Source organism: Micromonospora sp. NPDC049523 (assembly GCF_040676775.1).
Taxonomy (GTDB): Bacteria; Actinomycetota; Actinomycetes; order Mycobacteriales; family Micromonosporaceae; genus Micromonospora_G.
In genome coordinates this window covers 399,491-420,081 of sequence record NZ_JBFAPP010000001.1, presented here as the reverse complement: position 1 = coordinate 420,081, position 20,591 = coordinate 399,491, and the positions used below count along the sequence as shown (strand labels likewise).

General features: G+C 69.9%; 20 protein-coding genes and 1 pseudogene. 13 read left to right on the top strand and 8 right to left on the bottom strand.

Annotated features, from left to right (window positions below):
* Nucleotides 1-46 precede the first annotated feature (46 nt).
* The 3 genes from AB0J90_RS01890 to AB0J90_RS01880 all read right to left on the bottom strand — a co-directional run bounded on the left by AB0J90_RS01890 (nucleotide 47) and on the right by AB0J90_RS01880 (nucleotide 1,574).
* The gene (locus AB0J90_RS01890; protein ID WP_363591124.1) at nucleotides 47-547 is read right to left on the bottom strand and encodes an SRPBCC family protein; all 501 of its coding nucleotides are present in this window, start codon (nucleotides 545-547) and stop codon (nucleotides 47-49) included.
* A gap of 95 nt (nucleotides 548-642) precedes the next feature.
* A complete protein-coding gene (locus AB0J90_RS01885; RefSeq protein WP_363591122.1) occupies nucleotides 643-810 on the bottom strand; it encodes a hypothetical protein in 168 nt (55 codons plus the stop codon).
* 203 nt (nucleotides 811-1,013) lie between these two features.
* The gene (locus tag AB0J90_RS01880; RefSeq protein ID WP_363591120.1) at nucleotides 1,014-1,574 is read right to left on the bottom strand and encodes an alpha/beta fold hydrolase; all 561 of its coding nucleotides are present in this window, start codon (nucleotides 1,572-1,574) and stop codon (nucleotides 1,014-1,016) included.
* 287 nt (nucleotides 1,575-1,861) lie between these two features.
* Here AB0J90_RS01880 and AB0J90_RS01875 point away from each other — a divergent pair, with 287 nt between their 5' ends.
* Both AB0J90_RS01875 and AB0J90_RS01870 read left to right on the top strand, forming a co-directional pair.
* The gene (locus tag AB0J90_RS01875) at nucleotides 1,862-2,713 is read left to right on the top strand and encodes an ATP-grasp domain-containing protein (RefSeq protein ID WP_363591118.1); all 852 of its coding nucleotides are present in this window, start codon (nucleotides 1,862-1,864) and stop codon (nucleotides 2,711-2,713) included.
* A gap of 215 nt (nucleotides 2,714-2,928) precedes the next feature.
* Nucleotides 2,929-3,921 carry a MerR family transcriptional regulator gene (locus AB0J90_RS01870; protein ID WP_363591116.1) on the top strand — a complete coding sequence of 331 codons (993 nt, stop codon included), beginning with the start codon at nucleotides 2,929-2,931 and terminating at the stop codon, nucleotides 3,919-3,921.
* A 108-nt stretch (nucleotides 3,922-4,029) separates the two neighbouring features.
* On the opposite strand, the gene AB0J90_RS01865 is transcribed toward AB0J90_RS01870, so the two are convergent.
* Together AB0J90_RS01865 and AB0J90_RS01860 are read right to left on the bottom strand one after the other, a co-directional pair.
* A complete protein-coding gene (locus AB0J90_RS01865; RefSeq protein ID WP_363591114.1) occupies nucleotides 4,030-4,752 on the bottom strand; it encodes a cytidylate kinase family protein in 723 nt (240 codons plus the stop codon).
* A 23-nt stretch (nucleotides 4,753-4,775) separates the two neighbouring features.
* Nucleotides 4,776-4,925: pseudogene (locus AB0J90_RS01860) on the bottom strand (Imm7 family immunity protein); the annotation flags it as partial.
* A gap of 38 nt (nucleotides 4,926-4,963) precedes the next feature.
* Here AB0J90_RS01860 and AB0J90_RS01855 point away from each other — a divergent pair.
* Nucleotides 4,964-6,154 carry an amidohydrolase family protein gene (locus AB0J90_RS01855; RefSeq protein WP_363591112.1) on the top strand — a complete coding sequence of 397 codons (1,191 nt, stop codon included), beginning with the start codon at nucleotides 4,964-4,966 and terminating at the stop codon, nucleotides 6,152-6,154.
* A 104-nt stretch (nucleotides 6,155-6,258) separates the two neighbouring features.
* On the opposite strand, the gene AB0J90_RS01850 is transcribed toward AB0J90_RS01855, so the two are convergent.
* Nucleotides 6,259-7,005 (bottom strand): MBL fold metallo-hydrolase, encoded by a 747-nt coding sequence (locus tag AB0J90_RS01850; RefSeq protein WP_363591110.1) that lies wholly within the window; start codon nucleotides 7,003-7,005, stop codon nucleotides 6,259-6,261.
* Nucleotides 7,006-7,168: 163 nt separating this feature from the next.
* Between AB0J90_RS01850 and AB0J90_RS01845 the strand changes: the two genes are divergently transcribed.
* Entirely contained in the window at nucleotides 7,169-7,717 is a 549-nt protein-coding gene (locus AB0J90_RS01845) for a gamma carbonic anhydrase family protein (RefSeq protein WP_363591108.1), read from the top strand.
* Nucleotides 7,718-7,721: 4 nt separating this feature from the next.
* Here AB0J90_RS01845 and AB0J90_RS01840 read toward each other — a convergent pair whose 3' ends face one another.
* The gene (locus tag AB0J90_RS01840) at nucleotides 7,722-8,702 is read right to left on the bottom strand and encodes a BadF/BadG/BcrA/BcrD ATPase family protein (RefSeq protein ID WP_363591106.1); all 981 of its coding nucleotides are present in this window, start codon (nucleotides 8,700-8,702) and stop codon (nucleotides 7,722-7,724) included.
* A gap of 127 nt (nucleotides 8,703-8,829) precedes the next feature.
* On the opposite strand from AB0J90_RS01840, the gene AB0J90_RS01835 reads away from it, so the two are divergent.
* The 6 genes from AB0J90_RS01835 to AB0J90_RS01810 all read left to right on the top strand — a co-directional run bounded on the left by AB0J90_RS01835 (nucleotide 8,830) and on the right by AB0J90_RS01810 (nucleotide 15,146).
* Nucleotides 8,830-9,747, top strand: a complete 918-nt coding sequence (locus tag AB0J90_RS01835; RefSeq protein ID WP_326559070.1) for a MurR/RpiR family transcriptional regulator — start codon at nucleotides 8,830-8,832, stop codon at nucleotides 9,745-9,747.
* Nucleotides 9,744-10,502: an SIS domain-containing protein gene (locus tag AB0J90_RS01830; protein WP_363591104.1), complete on the top strand. Its 759-nt coding sequence runs from the start codon at nucleotides 9,744-9,746 to the stop codon at nucleotides 10,500-10,502. The genes AB0J90_RS01835 and AB0J90_RS01830 overlap by 4 nt, the downstream gene beginning before the upstream one ends.
* A 21-nt stretch (nucleotides 10,503-10,523) precedes the next feature.
* The gene (gene ngcE, locus AB0J90_RS01825; protein ID WP_363591102.1) at nucleotides 10,524-11,945 is read left to right on the top strand and encodes an N-acetylglucosamine/diacetylchitobiose ABC transporter substrate-binding protein; all 1,422 of its coding nucleotides are present in this window, start codon (nucleotides 10,524-10,526) and stop codon (nucleotides 11,943-11,945) included.
* Between the two features lie 9 nt (nucleotides 11,946-11,954).
* Nucleotides 11,955-12,881 (top strand): sugar ABC transporter permease, encoded by a 927-nt coding sequence (locus tag AB0J90_RS01820; protein WP_363591100.1) that lies wholly within the window; start codon nucleotides 11,955-11,957, stop codon nucleotides 12,879-12,881.
* The gene (locus AB0J90_RS01815) at nucleotides 12,878-13,771 is read left to right on the top strand and encodes a carbohydrate ABC transporter permease (RefSeq protein ID WP_363591098.1); all 894 of its coding nucleotides are present in this window, start codon (nucleotides 12,878-12,880) and stop codon (nucleotides 13,769-13,771) included. The genes AB0J90_RS01820 and AB0J90_RS01815 overlap by 4 nt, the downstream gene beginning before the upstream one ends.
* Before the next feature lie 181 nt (nucleotides 13,772-13,952).
* Entirely contained in the window at nucleotides 13,953-15,146 is a 1,194-nt protein-coding gene (locus AB0J90_RS01810) for a carbohydrate-binding protein (RefSeq protein WP_363591096.1), read from the top strand.
* A 129-nt stretch (nucleotides 15,147-15,275) separates the two neighbouring features.
* On the opposite strand, the gene AB0J90_RS01805 is transcribed toward AB0J90_RS01810, so the two are convergent.
* Nucleotides 15,276-16,184 carry a neutral zinc metallopeptidase gene (locus tag AB0J90_RS01805; RefSeq protein ID WP_363591094.1) on the bottom strand — a complete coding sequence of 303 codons (909 nt, stop codon included), beginning with the start codon at nucleotides 16,182-16,184 and terminating at the stop codon, nucleotides 15,276-15,278.
* Nucleotides 16,185-16,503: 319 nt separating this feature from the next.
* On the opposite strand from AB0J90_RS01805, the gene AB0J90_RS01800 reads away from it, so the two are divergent.
* Genes AB0J90_RS01800 through AB0J90_RS01790 form a run of 3 tightly spaced genes read left to right on the top strand, consistent with a single transcriptional unit; the run spans nucleotide 16,504 to nucleotide 20,584 of the window.
* On the top strand, nucleotides 16,504-17,985 hold the full coding sequence (locus AB0J90_RS01800; protein ID WP_363591092.1) for an NAD(P)/FAD-dependent oxidoreductase: 1,482 nt from the start codon (nucleotides 16,504-16,506) through the stop codon (nucleotides 17,983-17,985).
* Nucleotides 17,982-19,490, top strand: a complete 1,509-nt coding sequence (locus tag AB0J90_RS01795) for a hypothetical protein (RefSeq protein ID WP_363591090.1) — start codon at nucleotides 17,982-17,984, stop codon at nucleotides 19,488-19,490. Before AB0J90_RS01800 ends, AB0J90_RS01795 begins: the two co-directional genes overlap by 4 nt.
* Nucleotides 19,491-19,501: 11 nt before the next feature.
* Entirely contained in the window at nucleotides 19,502-20,584 is a 1,083-nt protein-coding gene (locus tag AB0J90_RS01790) for an amidohydrolase family protein (RefSeq protein ID WP_363591088.1), read from the top strand.
* The last annotated feature ends 7 nt before the right edge of the window (nucleotides 20,585-20,591 follow it).

Genomic DNA, 20,591 nt, shown 5'->3' with positions numbered 1-20,591 from the left:
GGCCCGGCCGCTTCCCCAGCCGCGGCGCCGGTTCGTGCCGCTGTCTTCAGCACTCAAGGTCGTCCTTCAGGATGTTCATCGCCGTCTTGAGCCGCTCGGTGTAGAGCGGCAGCAGGTTCTCCTTGATGGCCGTCCGGGCCGGTTCGTCCACCGGGTTCAGGGCGTACGTCCACTCGATGCTCGTGGTGCCGTCCTCCTGGTCGCTGAGGTACCAGGACCCCTCGATGCTGTCGATGACCCCCCGCAGCCGCGGCGAGCTGAAGTTGTCGACCCGGTACGAGAACGAGTTCGGTGGCTCCACCGTCAGGAGTTCTTCCTCGTTGGTCGAGCCGTCGTCGGAGGTGTTCGTCCGGCGCATGCCTGGGGTGTTCCAGCCGGTGGTGACGCTGCTGGCCACGATTGCCGGCGAGTGTCCGGTTCTGGGGAAGATGTGGCTCAGGTCGACGTTGACGACGTACTCGAAGACCTGCCCGATGGGAGCGTTGACGGTACGGGTGACCCGGACGAAGTCGTCCCCCACCTCGGTGCAGTCCCGGTCGACGCCCATCACCGCCTCCTGTGTCTGTCGGTCCTGGTCCAGCTAGTCCCCGGTAGGAGCCGACTCATTCATCGGCGCACGGCGGCGATGCCGGACTCCGTCGGTCAGGGCTGATACTGGCTGCGGGTGCGGGGCAGCCACTGGGGGTGTTGGTCGCGTAGGTAGCGGATCAGTCCCTCGCGCAGGTCGCAGCGCAGGTCCCAGGCGCTGGCGCCAACCGCGGCCGAGGACTGTACCTGGATGACCACGGTCTGCGGGGTGGCGTCGACCATCTGGAGCACCCCCCGGTCTCGGTCCCACAGCGGGGAGGACTCTCGTCTGCCGCCGACCGGGCATGCAAGCGCCAGGGTTCCCATCATCCGCGGTAGCCGTAAGTGACCGCGCATTTAGGTGTGAGGACTCCGGTCGTGCCGACGAGCGCACGTCGTGCAGTCGGTGACGGTGTTGGACTGCGAAGACCGCGATTGCAGTGGCGTCAGGGGTGTTGAGGCTGTACCGGCTGGGTCAATGATCGAACCAGGCGCTCGCCGTCGGGCCACGCGCCGAACCCGGTCTTGGAGTCCAGATGCCCGACCGCGCCCGCGTCGAACAGTTCCGAGCCCCAGTCTCGCGCGTACTGCTCGAACTGCTCGAACGTCGTAATGGGGTCGTTGCGGCTGGCGACCAGGATCGAGCGGAAGGGCAGTGGCTCGCGTGGCACGTGGCCGATGAAGACATCGACCGTCTCGTGGGGGTCGGGAGTCCAGTCCGGATCCAGGTACGGTGGCGTGACCAGCAGGGTGGCACGCACAGGACCGACGTGCTGACTAGCCCACACTGCGACGGTCAGACAGCCCGCACTGTGCGCGACGAGGATCGCCGGCTCATCGTCGGCGCTGGTAGCAGCGTGCAGCGCGGCGACCCGTTCGGCGGCGACGTACGGTGGCCCGGGCGGTTCGGGCGCCCATTGGTATCCCGGGTAGTCCCTGACCCAACTGCGCGACCAGTGGTCGGGCAATGGGACACCTCGACCGGGCACGACAAGGTACCGCGTCATGCTGGGGAGGGTAGCGACGGTCCTCTGGACTCGTCCAGATGCCACAGTCATGGTTGAGTCGCCGGCCGGAGCGTCATGACGAACGCGAGGATGCCGAGCACCACCACGACCACTCTGCGGCCGATGCGGACCACCGCCCACGAAACGGACGCGTCCAGAGCCCTTCCCTCCACGACGCCGCCATCCCTCCGCGCACGACCAAGATCAGGTGCACGCTTCTGCCGCGATTCGGGCGGTGGCAGGATAACAGTTCGAGGTCGAACGGCCGCGTGGTGCAGGATGTAGGCGTGATCCTGTTGGTTCCCGCGAACCCTCTACGGCCGCGCAACCCCGACGAGCATTTTGCAGCGGAGGCGCAGGCCGCGCGTGCTGCGGGGCTGGGTGTGGCGGTGGTCGACCACGACGCGTTGGCGCGGGGCGGAGATGTGCGTCGGGCGGTCGCATCGGTCTCGGGCAGCGGTATGGCTGTGTACCGCGGCTGGATGCTGCGTAGCGAGCAGTACGCCACGTTCGCCGAGACGCTCGCCGAGCGCGGTGTGGTGTTGAGGACTGCTGGTGAGCAGTACCGGCGGGCACATGAGCTGCCTGGCTGGTATGCCGCTCTGGCTGCGATCACCCCGCCGTCGGTATGGACCACGGGTTCGCTGCGGGCGGACTTCGACCGCGCACGGGTCGAGCTGGGTGCGGGACCGGCGGTGCTGCGTGACTACAGCAAGTCGATGAAGCACTACTGGAACGAGGCGACGTTCATTCCCGACCTAGAGGACGGCGCGGCTGCCTGGAACGTGGCCAGCCGGTTTCTGGAGCTGCGCGACGACGACTTCGTGGGCGGTTTCGTACTGCGGCGCTTCGAGCGGTTCACCTCCGCCGAAGTACGTACGTGGTGGGTCGACGGCGTATGCGTCCTGATCGGACCGCATCCCGACAGCCCGCACGATCCCGCGCCGGCCGGGATCGACCTGGCCCCGGTCGCACCAATGATCGCCGGGCTCGGCCTGCCCTTCGTCACCGTCGACCTCGCTCTGCGCGCGGACGGCGTATGGCGCGTCGTGGAACTCGGCGACGGGCAGGTGAGCGACCGACCAACCACCATCGAACCTCAAACGATGATCACGGCCCTGCTTGCCCAGGCCTGCTGACCGGCAGCACTGTCTGTCTGAACATCCGCTCATGCCGCGATCCGGGCGCTATGGACCGTGACCGGGTGTCCGGTGCCGCAACGTCCGATCAGGTCGATGACCGGGTACGTGATCTTGGAGAGCCCGGTCGACCTGGCCTGGCCGTCTCCCGAGATCTCAGGCGACCTGACTGGGGGCTTGTATCTCAAGCCGCTTGAGATCGCATAGTGGGCGTCGTGGACATGAACGAGCTGTACACGATCGGGGATGTCGCCCGCCGGACCGGCCTGAGCGTCAGCGCCATCCGGTACTACGCGGACGCCGGTGTCGTCACGCCGGCCGCCAGCACCCCGGCCGGTCACCGCCTGTACGACGTATCGGCCATCGCCCGGCTGGAGCTGGTCCGGACGCTGCGGGAACTTGACGCCGGCCTGGACGAGATCCGGCGGGTGCTGGCCGGCGAGGCGACGCTGCGCGAGCTGGCCGCCACCCACCTGGCCCTGCTGGCACGGCAGGAGGCACGGCTGCGCAGCCGTCGCGCGGTGCTGTCCGTCATCCTGCGGCAGGACTCCACGGCTGAGCAGGTCACGCTGATGCACAAGCTGGCCGGCATGTCGGACGAGGAACGCGACCGGCTGATCGACGAATTCTGGACCGAGGTCTCCACCGGCTGGGAGGCACCGGAGCGGATGGTCGAGTGGTGGCGGGCGGCCCGGCCGGAGCTGCCCGAAAATCCCACCGCGGCCCAGTTGGAGGCGTGGATCGAGCTGGCCGAACTGGTCCGCGACACCGAGGTCCGGCAGGCCGTACGCCGTGAGCTGTACGAGGCGTGCACCACCGGGGCCGGGCCGCTGATGACCTCGTCGCCGATGCTGGACACCCTGGAAGCGGGCGCGGCGATCGCCCAGCCGGTGATGGACGCGGCGCGGGAGCAGGTTCCGCCGGACTCGCCCAGGGGGCGGGAGATCGCCGACCAGTGGATCGGCTGGCTGACCGGCATCTTCGCGACACCGGACAGCCCCGGGATGCCGGACACGCCCGAGTTCCGGATCCAGACGGCCGACCACATGCTGGAGGGCGCGGAGTGGGACCGCACCCCGCCGGACCCGGAGGGACCGTTCGACCGGTACATGGAACTGGTCACCGCCGTGAACAACGTGCCGCCGGAGCGGTTCCCGTACGAGTGGCTGGCCGAGGCCCTGCGCGCGTCCGCCGTACCGGCTCCCTGACCGGCGAGCGTGAGGTCGCTCCGGCTCCGTGGCTGGTGGCCGGCCAGTCTCCCGCGGCCAGCGTTCGATGCTCAGGTGGGACGGCGAGCTCACGTCATGTCGGGTCGCTCAGCGCCCTGTTGGCAGGGGCCCAGGTCGCTTCCGGCTTCGGTGCGGTCGGTGTGTTCGGGTCTCCCAGATTGGCTGCTGGGGCTCGTCGTTGTGCACGACGATGTCGACGTGGTCGGTCGGGCGGACCGTGGCGAAGTAGAAGTGTTGAGAGGGGATGTAGCGCTCGCGCCAGCGCCGTTCGACTTCGGCCCGAGATGACACCCGGCGCTCCCGGATCAGGGCACGGTCCACGGTCTTCTCGAGCGCGGCTGACACGAAGATGCGCAGATCCCACCTGTCGATCAGCTCCGGGCGCATGAGGAAGACGCCGTCGAAGACCAGCACGGCGTCGGCGGTGGCAGTGGTGACAGGCGGGGACAGCACGGTATCCGCCGTGCGGTCGTAGACCGCGTGTTGGAAACTTCGATCTCCGCCCGGGCCGAGCGGATCAAGCAGGACCCGGTTCAGCGCGCCGTGGTCGTGGGCGTCGAAGTAGCAGCCTTCGGCCGAGTACTCGCCGCGCGGATAGCGCTGGGCCCGGGGGAAGAGGAAATCGTCGATCGTCGCGCGGATGACGTCGCGGCCCTGGTCGCGCAGAATGACGGCCAGTTCGTCGGCGAGAGTGGTCTTGCCGGCTGCCGGCGGTCCGTCGATGGCGACCCGCGTCGGGTGTGCGACTGTCGTGGACCCAACTGCCTCAGCCAGGCGGCGGAGCACCTCGTTGCGAGTGCCTTGGTCCATGTCCTGTCCCGTCCGCGAGGCGGTCAGCCGATGTACTCATCTTCCAAGGTTGGGATCACCGGCGACAGGAGGTGGTCGGAGTGTTCTGTGACAGTTCCTCGGACCAGCCGGAAGACGCGGAAGTTCAGCTTGTGCTCGGGATCTTCGTCGTCATGGACGTACAGCAGCCCATAGTCTGGCCGGAATGGTTGTGCTCGACGGGGGAGGGTCGATGACGAAGCATGCTGTCCGGGCGGCGCGGATGTTCGACGGCGAGCGGCTCGTGGACGGCGGGGTGTTGGTCCTGCTGGACGGGGAGCGCATCGCCGACGTGCACCGGGGTTGGGTCGAGGCGCCGGAGGGCTGGTCGGTACGCGAGGAGCCGGACGGCACCGTGCTGCCCGGCCTGGTCGACGCGCACGTGCACCTGTGCGCCGATGCCGGGCCCGACGCGCTCGGCCGGCTCGCCGAGCGTCCCGAGACGGATCTCGACGCGGTCGTCGAGACGTCGCTGCGCGCGCACCTGGCGGCCGGCGTCACGACCGTACGGGACCTGGGCGACCGGCGCGGCGCCGTGCTCCGGTGGCGGGACCGGGGAATGCGCGACGACCTGCCAACGGTGGTGGGATCGGGTGCGCCGGTCACCAGCGTCGGCGGGCACTGCGCGTCCATGGGGGGCGAGGCGAGCGGCGTCGACGAGATCCGCGAGGCCGTGAGGTTGCTCGCGGCGGCTGGAGCCGACCTGGTGAAGGTCATGGCCAGCGGCGGGGTGTTCACCCCCGGCACCGACGTCACCCGGCCGCAGTTCACCGACCAGGAGCTGACCGCCGCGGTGACCCGGGCGCACGAACTGGGCCTACCGGTGACCGCGCACGCACACGCGCTCAGCGCGGTCGAGCAGGCGCTGCGCGTCGGTGTCGACGGCATCGAGCACTGCACGTGCGTGACCGCGACCGGCGTCCACGTCTCCGACGCGACTGCGGACCGCCTGGCCGCGTCCGGGGTGGCGGTCTGTGCCACGCTCGGCACCGACCCGTCCGTGGTCACGCCGCCGGAGGTGGTGGCGATGGCAGCGCGGGCGGGGCTCAGCGAGGCCGCGTTGCGCAACGGCGCCGCCACCCTGCACCGGGCCGGGGTCCGCCTGGTGGCCGGGTCGGACGCGGGCCTCGGCCCAGCGAAGCCGCACGGGATCCTGCCAGAGACGCTCGTCGAGTACGTTGCGTGCGGCATCCCAGCCACCGCCGCCCTCGCCGCGGCCACCTCGGTCGGCGCCGAGGTGTGCGGCCTGGGGCAGCGCAAGGGGCGCGTCAGCCCCGGATTCGACGCCGACCTACTGATCGTCAACGGCGATCCGACGAGCGACATCACGCTCCTGCGCCGTCCGCTCGGCGTGTACCGCGCTGGCGAGCCGGTGAGCAGTTGATCCGTTCTGCCCGAGGGACGAGCACGGCTCGCGTACGGGAGGGCGTGGTGCAGCGGCAGCGCGACTCCTCTGATGGTCGCGAACGCTGTGACGGACGAGCAGCACTACGCTTTTCCGCGCAGGTAGGTCTCGGCCAACTGGCGAAGGCGTGTCCTGTCGAAGCTGTGCCCGTGGCCGGGGTGGACGAGGGACACGTCGAGGTCGGCGAGGAACTCCATGCTCCGCCGGTAGGCAGCCACGTCGGAGTTCGGCAGATCATCGATCAAGGCACCGTCGTAGATGATGTCGCCGGAGTACAGGGTCCCGGTGCGCTCCTCCAGCAGGGCGATGCTTCCCGGTGTATGGCCGGGGAGGTGCAGCACGGTCAGTACCCGCCCGCCCAGGTCGATCCGGTCGCCGTCGTCGAGCAGACGATTCAGGGTCATGGGTTCGACCTGGTAGGCAGCGGGGTCGTAGCCGGGACCGGGCAAGACATCGATCATGAGTTCCGGGACAGGTTCTCCCGCTGCGTCGATCCCGAGTTTCTCGTACAGCTCCGCGCCGTACAGGCTCGCCGGTACACCCGCCGCCAGGAGCGCTGCCTCGGCGGAATGGGCGGCCCGGTCAGCGAACTCAGGTGCCCCACCGACATGATCCAGGTGCGCATGGGTGAGCAGGACCATCGGATCGCGCTCGAACATGGCCGGAATCGCCTCCCGCAAGGCGACGACACCGAGCCCGGCGTCGACCACGATGTCACGATCGTTGCCACGCAACCACCAGAAGTTCGCCGACAACAGTTCGTTGACATGCGGTTCCGAGATCCGGATGACGTCACTACCCACTTTGGTCCGGGTATACCAGTCGACCATGTCCGCAAGTGTGCCAGCGCGGCGATGCCGTTTCTTACGCCGACCGGTGTCCCGTGCTTCCGGCGTACGGCCGGACCCGCTGGTCGAGGGCGTGCCCCAGCGGGGTTCGATACGATTTCGCCCTGGTGGCGGCACCTCGCCGCGACCGGTCAGGGAGGAAACCGTGTCGGGTGAGCCGTTGGTGTGCGACTACCTCGACCGGCACCCGCAGATCGATCCCCAAGCGTGGGTGGCGCCCGGCAGTGCGGTGATCGGCTCGGTCCACCTCGCTCCCGACGCGAGCGTCTGGTACGGCTCCGTACTCCGGGGCGACACCGAGCAGATCACCATCGGGGCGGGCAGCAACATCCAGGACGGCTGCGTGGTGCACGCCGATCCGGGCTTCCCCACCGTCGTGGGCACCGGCGTCTCGGTCGGCCATCGTGCCGTCCTGCACGGTTGCGTGGTCGAGGACGGCGCACTGGTCGGGATGGGCGCGGTGGTGCTCAACGGGGCCCGGATCGGTGCCGGGTCGCTGGTCGCCGCCGGGGCGGTGGTGCTGGCCGGCACGGTGGTGGCGCCCGGCTCACTGGTCGCCGGGGTGCCGGCGAAGGTCCGCCGGTCGTTGACCGACCCGGAGCGCGCCGACCTGCGGCGTACCGCCGAGCAGTACGTCGAGCGTGCCCGTACGCACGCGCGGTCGGCCAGACCGAGGCGGGACCCGGCGGGATAGCGGGTCAGGTACTCCCGAGGAGGCGGGCGTGGGTGGCCTCCGCCGCTTCGGGGTTCTGTGCCTGGCTGGTCGCGTACCGGGGGAGGGCCTGGTGGAGGGCTAGCCAGGCGGCGCCGGATGCGCCGTCACCGGCGATCACGCCGGGTCTGCCCAGCCAGGCGGCCAACCGTTGCTGGACACCGGCCCGGATCTCCGGCACCCCGGTGAGTACGCCGCCAGCGAGCACCACCGGTCCGGGGGCCGGGTGCAGCGACACCAGGGTGTCGGCGAGCCGGCGCGCGGCGGTCTCCACGATGTCGACGGCGACCGGGTCCCCGGCCCGCGCGCTCTCGGTCACCGCCGGTGAGATCGCCGCGATCTGGTCCCGGCCGAGTGCGTAGACCCTGGTCACGAAGGTGTTCGGCGCGCTCGCCCCGACCTGGTCGCAGACGGCTCCGCTCAGGGTTCCCGGCTCGGCCGGCTCGCCCCGGTAGAGCGCTCGTGCGGTTGCCTTGAGCGCCGCCAGGCCGAGCCAGTAACCGGAGCCCTCGTCGCCGAGCAGCCAGCCGAGGCCGTCCGCGGTCCGGGTCACGGCGCCCTCGTGCACCACCGCGGCGACGGCGCCGGTGCCGGCGATCAGCACCGTGCCGGTGCCGGCCGGGGTGCCGGCAGCGAACGCGACCGCGGCGTCGCCGACCGGTCGCATCGGGCAGGTCAGCCCGACTCGGGACCATTGGTCGGCATAACCTGCCGCGATCGCAGGATCGTCCAATCGCGACACTCCCGCCAGCCCGACCACCCCGGCCACCACCCGGCTGGGGTCGTGGCCGGCGAGCGCGGATCCGATCGCCGCGCCCAGTGCGGCGGCAGTGTCCGCCGGATCGGTGGCGATCGGGTTGCCGGCGCTGGCCCGGCCCCGGCCCACGATCCGGCCGTCGAGGGTCGCGACGACCACACGGGTTGCGGTGCCCCCGGCGTCGACGCCGAGGACGAGGGGAGTGGTCACCTGCCGATGGTGCGGGCTGGCGGGGGCCGACCACAAGGGCACGGATCGAAAAAGTTAAAGGTATTGACGTACGCGCCACAGTGGTCATAGTTTTTCTCACCAACACGTAACGGTGAAAGGAATGTTGATGGAGGAGAGCGGACTGCTGGGCCGGGTGCGCACCGAGCTGAGCGCGCTGCCGGTCGCCCTGCAGCGGGTCGCCGAGCAGATCCTGATCGCCCCGGAGGAGGCCGCCCGGGCGACCATCATCGACCTCGCCGAGCGGGCCGGCACCTCCACCGCGACCGTCACCCGGTTCTGTCGGGTCTTCGGCTACCGGGGCTACGCCCAACTGCGGGTCGCCATCGCCACCGAGACCGGACGGGCCGCCCAGGCCCGCTGGGACACCGACATCGACCGCGAGATCGGACCCGACGATCCCCTCGACCACCTGCTCGAAGTCGTCGCCAGCGCCGACGCGCGGGCCATCCAGGACACCGCCGGTCAGGTCGACCTCGCCGCCGTCGACCGGGTCGCCGCCGCCGTGGCGCAGGCCCAGCGGGTCGACCTGTTCGGCTTCGGCAGCTCCGGCAACGCCGCCCGGGAAATGGCCTTCCGGCTGGAACGCATCCGCATCCCGGTCTGGCACCGCGCCGACGCGCACAGCGCGCTCACCAACGCCGCCCTGCTCGGCCCCGGCGACGTCGCGATCGGGCTGTCGCACAGCGGTCGTACCCGCGAGGTGATCGAGGTGCTGTCCGAAGCCGCCGACCACGGCGCGCTCACCGTCGCGGTCACCTCGTTTCCCCGTTCGCCGCTGGCCGAGGTCGCCGACGTGGTCATGACGACCGCCGTACAGGAGACGACGTTCCGGCTGGCCGCGCTCTCGGCCCTGCACTCCCAACTGCTGGTGCTCGACCTGATCTACGTCGCCGTCGCGCAGCGGACGTACCAGCGGACCACCGAGGCGTTCGAGGTCACGGCACGCGCCGTCGACGCCCACCGGCTGCCGGACGAGTCGCAACGGGCGGCCCGTCGACGCGTCAAAACCACGGAGGGGTCATGACCACCACCATCAGCGCACCGGCCTACCTCGCCGCCGTCACCGCGGCGATCGAGCGGGTCACCACGACCCAGACCGACGGCGTACGGGCCGCGGCCGACCTGATCACCACCGCTCTCGACCAGGGCGGGGTGGTGCAGGCGTTCGGCTGCGGGCACTCCGAGGCACTCTCCATGGAAATCGCCGGACGGGCCGGTGGTCTGGTACCCACCAACAAGATCGCACTGCGGGACCTCGTCCTCTACGGCGGTGCCGACCGGGCCGTACTCGACGATCCGCTGCTCGAACGGGACCCGTCGGTGGCCCACCGGCTGTACGAACTGGCCCCGGTCAAGCCCGACGACGTTTTCGTACTCACCTCCAACTCCGGTGTCAACGGCGTCATCGTCGAGTTCGCGCTGCTGGTCAAGGACCGGGGCCACCGGCTCGTCGGCATCACCTCGCTCGACCACACCAACCGGGTCGAGTCGAGGCACCCGTCGGGGCGGCGGCTGGCCGACATCGCCGATGTCGTACTCGACAACGGCGCGCCGTACGGCGATGCCGCCCTGCCCATTCCCGGCGGCGGTGCCGTCGGAGCCATCTCGTCGATCACCGGGGCGCTGCTCGCCCAGCAGATCGTCACCGAGGTCGTCGCGCACCTGCTGGCTGCCGGCCAGACCCCGCCGATCTACCTGTCGGCGAACGTCCCCGGCGGCGACACCCACAACAACGCACTTGAGGCGCGGTACGCCGGGCGTATCCGACGCACCGCCTAAACAGAAGGCGAGGCCGCCGACATGGACCCCTCTTCCACCCCGGTCGTACGCCGTCCCAACCGACGCAGCGTCCTACAGGCCGCGGCCATCGGGCTGGCCGCTCCGGCACTGACCGGTTGCGTGACCAGTGCCGGCGACGAGAGCAACCCCGCCGACAGCAAGGGCCCGACCAGCGCGGACAACCCGCTCGGCGCACCCGACAAGGCCCCGCTCGAAGTCGTCGTCTTCAAGGGCGGGTACGGCGACGAGTACGCCGTCAACGCCGAAACGCTCTACCAGCAGCGGTTCCCCAGCTCCACCGTGGACCACAAGGGCATCCAGAAGGTCGGCGAGGCGTTGCAGCCGCGGTTCGTCGCCGACACCCCGCCGGACGTGGTCGACAACACCGGCGCCGGCCGGCTCGACCTCGCCACCCTGGTTGGTGCCAAGAAGCTCACCGACCTGACCGAGCTGCTCGACGCGCCTTCGCTGGACGACCCGGCCCGCAAGGTACGCGACACCCTGCTGCCGGGCGTGATCGAGGACGGCACGCTCGACGGCAAGGTGTACGCGCTCAACTTCACCTACACCGCCTGGGGTCTCTGGTATTCCAAGCCGCTGTTCGACCGGCACGGCTGGACGTACCCGACCACCTGGGAGGGCATGCTCGCGCTCTGCGCCGAGATCAAGAAGGCCGGCATCGCGCCCTGGACCTACCAGGGCAAGTACCCCGAGTACCTGAACGACCCCCTGCTCGCCATGGCGGCCAAGGCGGGCGGGGTGGACCTGGTCAAGGCGGTCGACAACCTCCAGCCCGGCGCGTGGAAGCAGCAGCCGTTGCTCGACGCCGCGACCGCCGTCGCCGAACTGGCCGGGCGGGGCTATCTGCTGTCGGGGTCCGAGGCGCTGTCGCACACCGAGGCGCAGGCCGCCTGGTCCCAGGGCAAGGCGGCGATCATCCCGTGCGGGTCGTGGTTGGAGGCCGAGCAGAAGGGCGTCACCCCGGACGGCTTCGACATGGTGATGGCGGCCGTGCCGACCCTCGGGGCCGGCGACAAGCTGCCGTACGGGGCTTTGCTGGCGGCCAGCAGCGAGTCGTTCCTGGTGCCGGCGAAGGCGAAGAACCCGCGCGGTGGGCTGGAGTTCCTGCGGATCCTCTTCTCCCAACGGGCCGCCCGCCGGTTCGCCGAGCTGAACAGCACCCTGCCCAGCGTCGCCGGTGCCACCGACGGGCTGACCGTCAGCACCGGACTCGGCTCGGTCCGGTCCGCCGTACAGGCCGCCGGGACGAACACCTTCACCTATCGGTTCCGCACCTGGTACGCGCCGCTGGCCAAGGCGGTCGACGACGCCACCGGTGAACTGGCCACCCGACGGGTCACCCCGGCGCAGTGGGCCGACCGGATCCAGCAGGCCGCCGACGCGCTGGCCAGGGACACCACCGTCGCCAAGTTCTCCCGGTAGGCGCGGGACATGGCAGCCATGCGGCACGGCAAATACCGGTTCCTGGCCGGCGCGATCCTGCCCGGGCTGCTGCTGTACGCGGTATTCGTGCTCTCCCCGTACGCGCAGGCGTTCTACCTGTCCCTGACCGACTGGACCGGGGTCTCCGGCGAGGCGCACTTCGTCGGGCTGGACAACTTCCGGCGGCTGCTCGACGACCGGCTGTTCCTGTCGGCGCTGCGCAACAACGGGTTGATGCTGCTGGTCGTACCGTTGGCCACCATCCTGCTCGGCCTGCTGCTCGCCGCGCTGGTCAACTTCGGCGGCCGGCGCGGCAGCACGGCACTCGCCGGGATCCGGGGCGGCGAGTTCTACAAGATCGCCTACTTCTTCCCGCAGTTGCTCTCGCTGCCGATCGTCGCGGTCCTGTGGCAGTTCGTCTACCACCCCAACGAGGGACTGCTCAACGGATTCCTGCGCGCCGTCAGCCTGGACGCGCTGGCCCACGCCTGGCTCGGTGACCCCGCGCTGGCGCTCTGGGCGGTGATGGCGGTCCTGGTCTGGTCGTCGGTCGGCTTCTACATGGTGCTCTTCTCGGCCGCGATGGAGTCGATCCCGCGCGACGTGCTGGAGGCCGCCGTACTCGACGGAGCCGGCCGGCTCGCCACCCTGCGCCGGATCATCGTGCCGCTGCTCTGGGACAACGTCCAGGTCGCCTTCGTCTACCTGGGCGTACTGGCCCTCGACGGCTTCGCGGTGGTGCAGGTGATGACCGCCGGACCGGGCGGACCCGACGGTGCCACCGAGGTGATCGGGCTCGGGCTCTACCGCAGCGCGTTCACGTACGGCAAGTTCGGTTACGCCGCCGCCATGGGCGTGACCCTGTTCTTCCTGACCCTCGCGTTCGCCGTGATCGCGCTGCGGGCCAGCCGACGGGAACGGGTGGAGCTGTCATGACCGCTGTCGTCGACCGCCCAGCGCGACCGTCCACCGCGCCCCAGCGGCGCGATCCCACGCCCCGATCCGGGCGGGCCGGTGACGCCGCCGCCCACCTGTTCCTGGTCGGCTGGGCGGCGCTGGTCACCGTGCCGCTGCTCTGGGCGGTGCTCAGTTCGCTCAAGACCGACCGGGAGATCCTGACCAGCCCGTGGACGCTGCCGGCGCAGCCGCAGTTCGACAACTGGTCGAGGGCCTGGACCCAGGCATCGATCGGCAGCTACTTCGTCAACAGCGCGATCGTGGTCGGCACCGCGCTGGTACTGACCATGCTGCTCGGCTCGCTGGTGGCGTACGCGCTCGCCCGGTACACCTTCCCCGGCAACCGGTTGCTCTACTACCTGTTCGTCTCCGGAATTCTGTTCCCGGTCTTCCTCGCCCTGGTGCCGCTCTTCTTCGTGGTCAAGCAACTCGGGCTGCTCGGCACCTATCCGGGGCTGATCCTGGTCTACACCGCGTACGCGCTGCCGTTCACCGTGTTCTTCCTGCACTCGTTCTTCCGTACGCTGCCCACGGCGATCGCCGAGGCCGCCTTCATCGACGGCTGCTCGCACGCCGGGGTGTTCTTCCGGGTGATGCTGCCACTGGCCCGGCCGGGCCTGGTCAGCATCGGGATCTTCAACTTCCTCGGGCTGTGGAACCAGTACCTGCTGCCCCTCGTACTCAACCCCGACCCCGACCGGTACGTGCTCGCCCAGGGCCTCGCCGCGCTGTCGGTCAGCCAGGGCTACCGCAGCGACTGGAGCGGACTGTTCGCCGGTCTCACCATCGCCATGCTGCCGGTCCTCGCCGCCTATGTGCTCTTCCAACGTCAGATCCGCTCCGGCCTCACCGCCGGTGCGGTGCGGTAGCACAACCGCTTCACCTCGACGCCGGGGCGGTGACGTTGCACCCCCTTCGCCTCACCGCCGGGGCGGTGAGGTCACGCCCGCCCCGCTCTCCCGTTCGGCACCCCCACGGCCGACGACCGTCGTCCCGCCGTACCCATCCTTTGATCCACTGTGAGGAGACCCCGTGTCCACGAAACCCACCGTGAGAAGTCTCGCGGCCGGTGCGGCGGCCGTGCTGGCCGCCGGAACCCTCGCCGGCATCACCGCGACCGCCTCCGCCGGCGCCGCCCCGGCCGGCGCACCCGCCATCGCCGCCAACTGCGGCGTGCTCTTCGACGACTTCGCCTACTCGTCCTCGTCGGACCCGGCGATCGCCGCCCGCAACTGGACCGTACGTACCAACTCCGGCGGACCGGGCGTGCCCGGCGCGGCCTGGCCGGCGGCGAACGTCAGCTTCCCCACCGACGGTGGGCAGAAGGTGCTCCAGTTGACCGCCAAGACCGACGGTACGGCCGGCGGCACCAGCCAGGCCGAGTTCCTGCACCAGCGCAAGTTCTTCGAGGGCACCTACGCCAGCCGGGTCCGGTTCACCGACGCGCCCCAGTCCGGACCGGACGGTGACCACCTGGTGGAGACGTTCTTCACCATCACCCCGCTGGACCGGCCCCTCGACCCGAACTACGGCGAGATCGACTTCGAGTACCTGCCCAACGGCGGCTGGGGTGAGCAGGGACCGATCTTCTACCAGACCACCTGGGAGACGTACCAGAACGAGCCGTGGCAGGCCGACAACACCCACACCGAACAGCGGGCCAGCTTCAACGGTTGGCACGACCTGGTCTTCACGGTCTCCGACGGGCGGGTGAAGTACTTCGTCGACGGTCAGCAGGTGGCCGACCACGGGGACCGCTACTACCCGGAAACCCCGATGTCGATCAACTTCAACCTGTGGTTCATCGACCTGGTGGGGCGTACCGGCACCGGCCTGGCCACGTACATCCAGCAGGTCGACTACCTCTACTACGCCGACCGTGAGGTGATCACCACCGCCGAGGCGAAGAACCGGGTCACGGCGTACCGCGCGGCGGGCACCAACCACGTCGACACGGTGGGCGCCGGTGGCACCTGCACCACCACACCGCCGACCACCCGCCCCCCGACCACGCCGCCGACCACCCGCCCCCCGACCACACCCCCGACCACCCGCCCGCCGACCACACCCCCGACCACCGCACCGCCGGCCAACTGTGCCGCCGCGCCGGCCTGGGACTGGGAGACCGTCTACCTGGAGGGTGCCCGGGTGAAGCACAACGGGCGGCTGTGGCAGGCCAACTGGTGGACCCAGGGCTCCGAGCCCGGCCTGACCGCCCAGTGGCGCGACCTCGGTCGCTGCTGACACCTCGACGATCTTGCACTTGTGGTGGCACACAAATCCGGACGAGTGTTCTGATCCGGGCGCCACAAGTGCAAGATCGTCGGAGGGGTATGTCGGGAGGGTGGGGTGGGGTGGGGGGTGGGGGTGGGGTCAGGGGTTGGTGGTGGTGTTGCAGGTGGTTGGGTCGCCGGTGTCGTAACCCTTGCGGAACCACTCCTGGCGTTGGGCCGAGCTGCCGTGGGTGAAGGCGGACTCGTCGATCTGGCCGCCCGAGCGCTCCTGGATGGCGTCGTCACCGATCGCGGCGGCGGTGTCGAGGCCCTCCTTGATGTCCTGGTCGGAGATGCTGGTGAAGATCTTCTCGCCCCGCTCGTCGGCGGTGCCGGTGGCGTTCTTCGCCCAGGCACCGGCGTAACAGTCGGCCTGCAGTTCGAGCGCCACCGAGAGCTCGTTCGCCTGGCTCGGGTCGCTGGCCTGCTGCCGGCGCATCTGCGCCTCGGTGCCGAGCAGGTCCTGTACGTGGTGACCGTACTCGTGGGCCAGGACGTAGGGCTGGGCGAACTCGCCGGTCGCGCCGAGCTGTTCGGCCAACTGGCGGTAGAAGGACAGGTCGATGTAGACCAGATCGTCGGCCGGACAGTAGAACGGACCGACGCCCGAGTCGGCCGCACCGCAACCGGTGTTCACCGCCTGCTCGAAGAAGACCGTGTCCGACTCCGTGTACGGCTTGTCGAACTTCTCCGGCATCGCCCGTTGCCACCAGCTCTGGATCGAGTTGACGTACAGCGTGTTGCGGCAGTCGAGCTGCTGCAACGCGTCCGCCGCCTCGCACCGCTGCTCGATCGCGGTGTTGTCGCCCTGCTCGTCGCCACCGGTCAGTGCGTTGAGCCCGAAACCGCCACCGACCAGCGCGACCAGCACGGTGACGATGACGCCGACCAGGCCGCCGCCACCGCCGAGCGAGAATCCGCCCGATCCGCCCGATCCGCCCGATACACCCGATCCGCGTCGGTCATCCACTTGACTGGTGTCGATCTCCGCGTTTTCGTTCAGCTCCATCGAGACTCCAGTTCAACGGGATACCGCTTGCTGACATATCCGGACCTGTCCGGGTCGCGTGGGAGTGGATCCGGATGGCCGTGCGATACCCCGACGCCCTGATCGGTAATCCCGGGCCGGTACGCGACGGAGAAGAGTCCTGGTCATCGACGCGGTACTTACACCGAACGCCGACATGCTAGATTCCGCGCGTCCTTGTCCTCCCTCGTGACGGTCGTCATGGTCGTCGCGCCCCTGCTGCCAAACCTCGGATTGGCGTCGTGTGGCGGAAGGCCGCCCGGTGGTGGCCGACAACACGTCGAAGGTGATGAATCAGCGCATGACAAGTTCCCCTCACACCGTTGTCATCGGGGCGGGTCCGGCGGGCCTGACTGCGGCGTACCAGCTGACCAAACGTCAAGCTTCGGTCGAGGTCTTCGAGGCTGACGACCAGGTCGGCGGCATCAGCCGCACGGTGGAGCGCGAGGGCTGGCGTTTCGACATCGGCGGGCACCGGTTCTTCACCAAGGTCTCCCAGGTGGAGGCGCTCTGGCACGAGATCCTGCCGGACGAGGACTTCCTGCTCCGGCCGCGGATGAGCCGGATCCACTACCGCGAAAAGCTGTTCGACTACCCGCTGAAGGCCAGCAACGCGCTGGGCAACCTCGGCGTCTTCGAGGCGGTCCGCTGTGTCGGCTCGTACCTGTGGGCCCAGGTCCGGCCGCCGAAGGACCAGAGCCACTTCGAGGGTTGGGTCACCGCGCGGTTCGGCAAGCGGCTTTACTCGATCTTCTTCAAGACGTACACCGAGAAGCTCTGGGGGATCCCGGCAACGGAGTTGCAGGCCACCTGGGCGGCGCAGCGGATCAAGAACCTCTCGCTGGCCAACGCGGTGGTGAACGCGCTGATGCCCAAGCGCAATCAAAAGGACATCACCAGCCTGATCGAGGAGTTCCAGTACCCGAAGTTCGGCCCCGGCATGATGTGGGAGCGGGCTGCCGAGCACGTCGCCAAGGCCGGCGGGACGATCACCCTCAACACCTGGGCCAAGACCGTGCACCGGGAGGACGGTCGGGCGGTCGCGGTGACCGTCGCCGACGCCGACGACGAGCGCCGGGTCGAGGCCGACCACGTCGTGTCGACCATGCCGATCTCCGAGCTGGTCAAGGTGATGGACCCGCCGGCTCCGCACGACGTACGGGCCGCCGCCGACGCGCTGCGCTACCGCGACTTCCTCACCATCGCCCTGGTGGTGCCCGAGGCCGCCGGCTTCCCGGACAACTGGATCTACGTGCACACCCCCGGCGTACGGGTCGGCCGGATCCAGAACTTCGGCTCCTGGTCGCCGTACCTCGTGCAGGACGGTTTCACCTGCCTGGGCCTGGAGTACTTCGTCAACGAGGGCGACGACCTCTGGGAGATGGCCGACGAGGACCTGGTCAAGCTCGGCACCGAGGAACTGGAGCGGCTGCGCCTGGTCACGCCGGGCGCGGTCAGCGCCGGGTACGTGGTCCGGATGCCGAAGGCGTACCCGGTCTACGACGAGGGCTACGAGGACGCGGTCGACACCATCCGGGGCTGGTTGGCCGAGGCGGTGCCGAACGTGCACCCGGTCGGCCGCAACGGCATGCACCGGTACAACAACCAGGACCACTCGATGCTCACCGCGATGCTGACCGCGGAGAACATCCTCGACGGCACCACCCACGACGTGTGGCAGGTCAACGTCGAGGAGGAGTACCACGAGGAGAAGGGCTCGGGTTCCGGGGACCACGGGACCGGCCGGGCCGCGCCCGTACTGCCGAAGCAGCCGGCGCGATGACCACTCTCGCCCCGCCGCCGCCCGCCCCACTGACGCGACGACTGCGAGACTGGACGACCGACCGGTTGGGACGCGCGCCGGGCGATGCCGGCCACCTGCTGCGCCGGCACTGGGTGCTGGTGCTGCTGCTGGTGGTCGGCGGCGCCCTGCGGGTGCTGGTCATGGTCGGTTACAACCCGGCCCTGTGGTACCAGGGCGACAGCCAGAGCTACCTGGGCCTGGCCTACTCGCACCAGCCCGGCACCGTCCGGCCGTACGGCTACAGCTTCTTCCTCAGCCTGCTGGTGGACCTGCACTCGGTCCGCCGGATCATCGCGGTCCAGCACCTCATGGGGCTCGCGATGGTGGTCGCCGCGTACGCCTTCCTGCAACGGCGCGGTCTGTCCCGGTTGGTGTCCACACTCGCCGTGACACCGCTGCTGCTGGACGCCCGTACGGTGGCCATCGAGCACTTCCTGCTCGCCGAGACGCTGTTCACCAGCCTGGTCCTGATCGGGATGCTGGCGCTGACCTGGCGGCAGACGCCGGGCTGGGTCGGGGTGCTGGTGGCCAGCGGGGCATTCTCGTGGGCGGCACTCACCCGTTCGATCGGCCTGGCCGCACTCGCGGTGCCGCTGCTCTACCTGCTGCTGCGCCGGGTGGACTGGCGCCGTACGGGTGCCTTCGTGGTGGTTGTCGTGATCGCCCTCGGTGGCTACATGGTCTGGTACCACAGCTACCACGGCCAATACTCGTTCGGCACCTACGGATCCCGCTTCCTCTGGTCGCGGACGATGACGTTCGTCGACTGCGACCAACTCGACCTGACCGCCGACGAGCGCCGGCTCTGCCCCGACCAGCCACTCGACCGCCGGCTTGCGCCGGACCTCTACCTCTGGGGTGAGGGGAGCAAGAAGGAGTTCGCCCAGATGCCGGACGCGGTGTTCGGCTCCTTCGCCACCAAGGCGATTCTCGGCCAGCCCGGGGACTACCTGGCCATGATCGGGCTGGAGACGTGGCGGGCGGTCCGGCCGGGGCCGTACCCGAACGAACGAATCGTCTGCGTCGCGAGTGTCTGGGACTTCCCGGCCAGCGGTGACCGGACCTGTGTGCCGCACCTGGCGCCGGAGAACCCGGCGGCGCGTCGTTTCGCGGGTCTCTCCGGCGACTACGACCATCCGTTGATGGGGCCGCTGCACCGCTACTCGGGGGTGGCGACGGTGCCGGCGACCCTGCTGGCGCTCTGCTTCCTGCTTGCCCTGGTCCTGGCGTTCTACCGCCCGCGCGCCTCGACCTGGCGGGAATATCTCGATCCGCTGGCCTGGGTGGTGCTGGCGTTCGGCATGATCGTCGGAAGTGTCGCCACGTCGGTGATCGACCCCCGTTACACGGTGCCGTCGATGCCACTCGCGCTGATCGGGGCCGCGCTGGCCTGGCGCCGGTTCCAGGTCGTCCGCCGTACGCCGACGCCGGTCACCGACACCGCCGGGTCGGATGGTGACGGTACGGTGACGCCGGCCGGATAACGCTGACCCGTGTGACGATCGACGTGCACGGACACATCAGCCCGCCGGAATCCAGGCGACGCTATCCGATGCCCCGTACGCTCGGGCAGGTCGAGGAGATGATCTCCGCGAAGCTGTCCTGTGGCGTACGGACCACCATCATCGGCAGCCCGGTCGGCGGCGGTGCGATGGTGCCGCTGGCCGGGGTCGACAACTACGCGCAGAGCGAGAGCGACCTGATCCGCCACGATGCGTGGCTGGCCGGACTGGTCGACCAGTACCCGGAGCGGCTGCGAGCGTACGTCTACGTCAACCCGTTCGGCGGCGCCGCGCACCTGGCCCGGGTCGCACAGACCGTACGCGAACCGCAGTTCGTCGGGTTGATCGCCAACACCAGCGTCGCCGGCCGTTACCTGGACGCTCCCGAGGCGGAGGACTTCTTCGCGCTCGCGGCCGAGGCCGACGTACCCGTGCTGCTGCACCCTCCCGCGATGCCGGCGGCCGGCACGGGCCTGGACCACCTGCTGCTGATCGAGCAGTTGGGTCGGTTCAGCGACGTCACGATCGGGCTGGCCTGCTGCGTGCTCGGCGGCTGGCTGGACCGCTTTCCCGGGCTGAAGCTGATCGGCCCGACCGCCGGTGGCGCGCTCGGGCTGCTCGCCGAGAAGCTGGACCGGATCATGGCACCGAGCCACTGGGCCGGCGGCCCGGCGTCGCCCGCCGCCGCGGCGCCCGGCGGCCCACCGGGACCGCCCCGGCTGATGCGTCGGCTGACCGCGCTGACCAAGCCACCGAGCAGCTACCTGCGCCGGATCTGGGTGGACACCGCCACACCCAGCGCCACCGCGATCGACCTGGCGCTGCGCACCTTCGGGCCGGACCGGGTGCTGTTCGGCACCGACTCGCCGCCGCTGCCACACACCGAGGCCGCCGCCATCCTCGACCTGATCGACGGGCTCGGCGTATCCCCAGCGGTCCGGAACGCGATCGGCGAGCGGAACGCCCTGACCCTGTTCGGCGACGCCCTCCCAGCGACGGTGGCGAGCACGCCGGCCACCGCCGACCGACCACTCCCGGCCACGGCCGACCGACCACTCCCGGCCACGGCCGACTGAGCGCTGG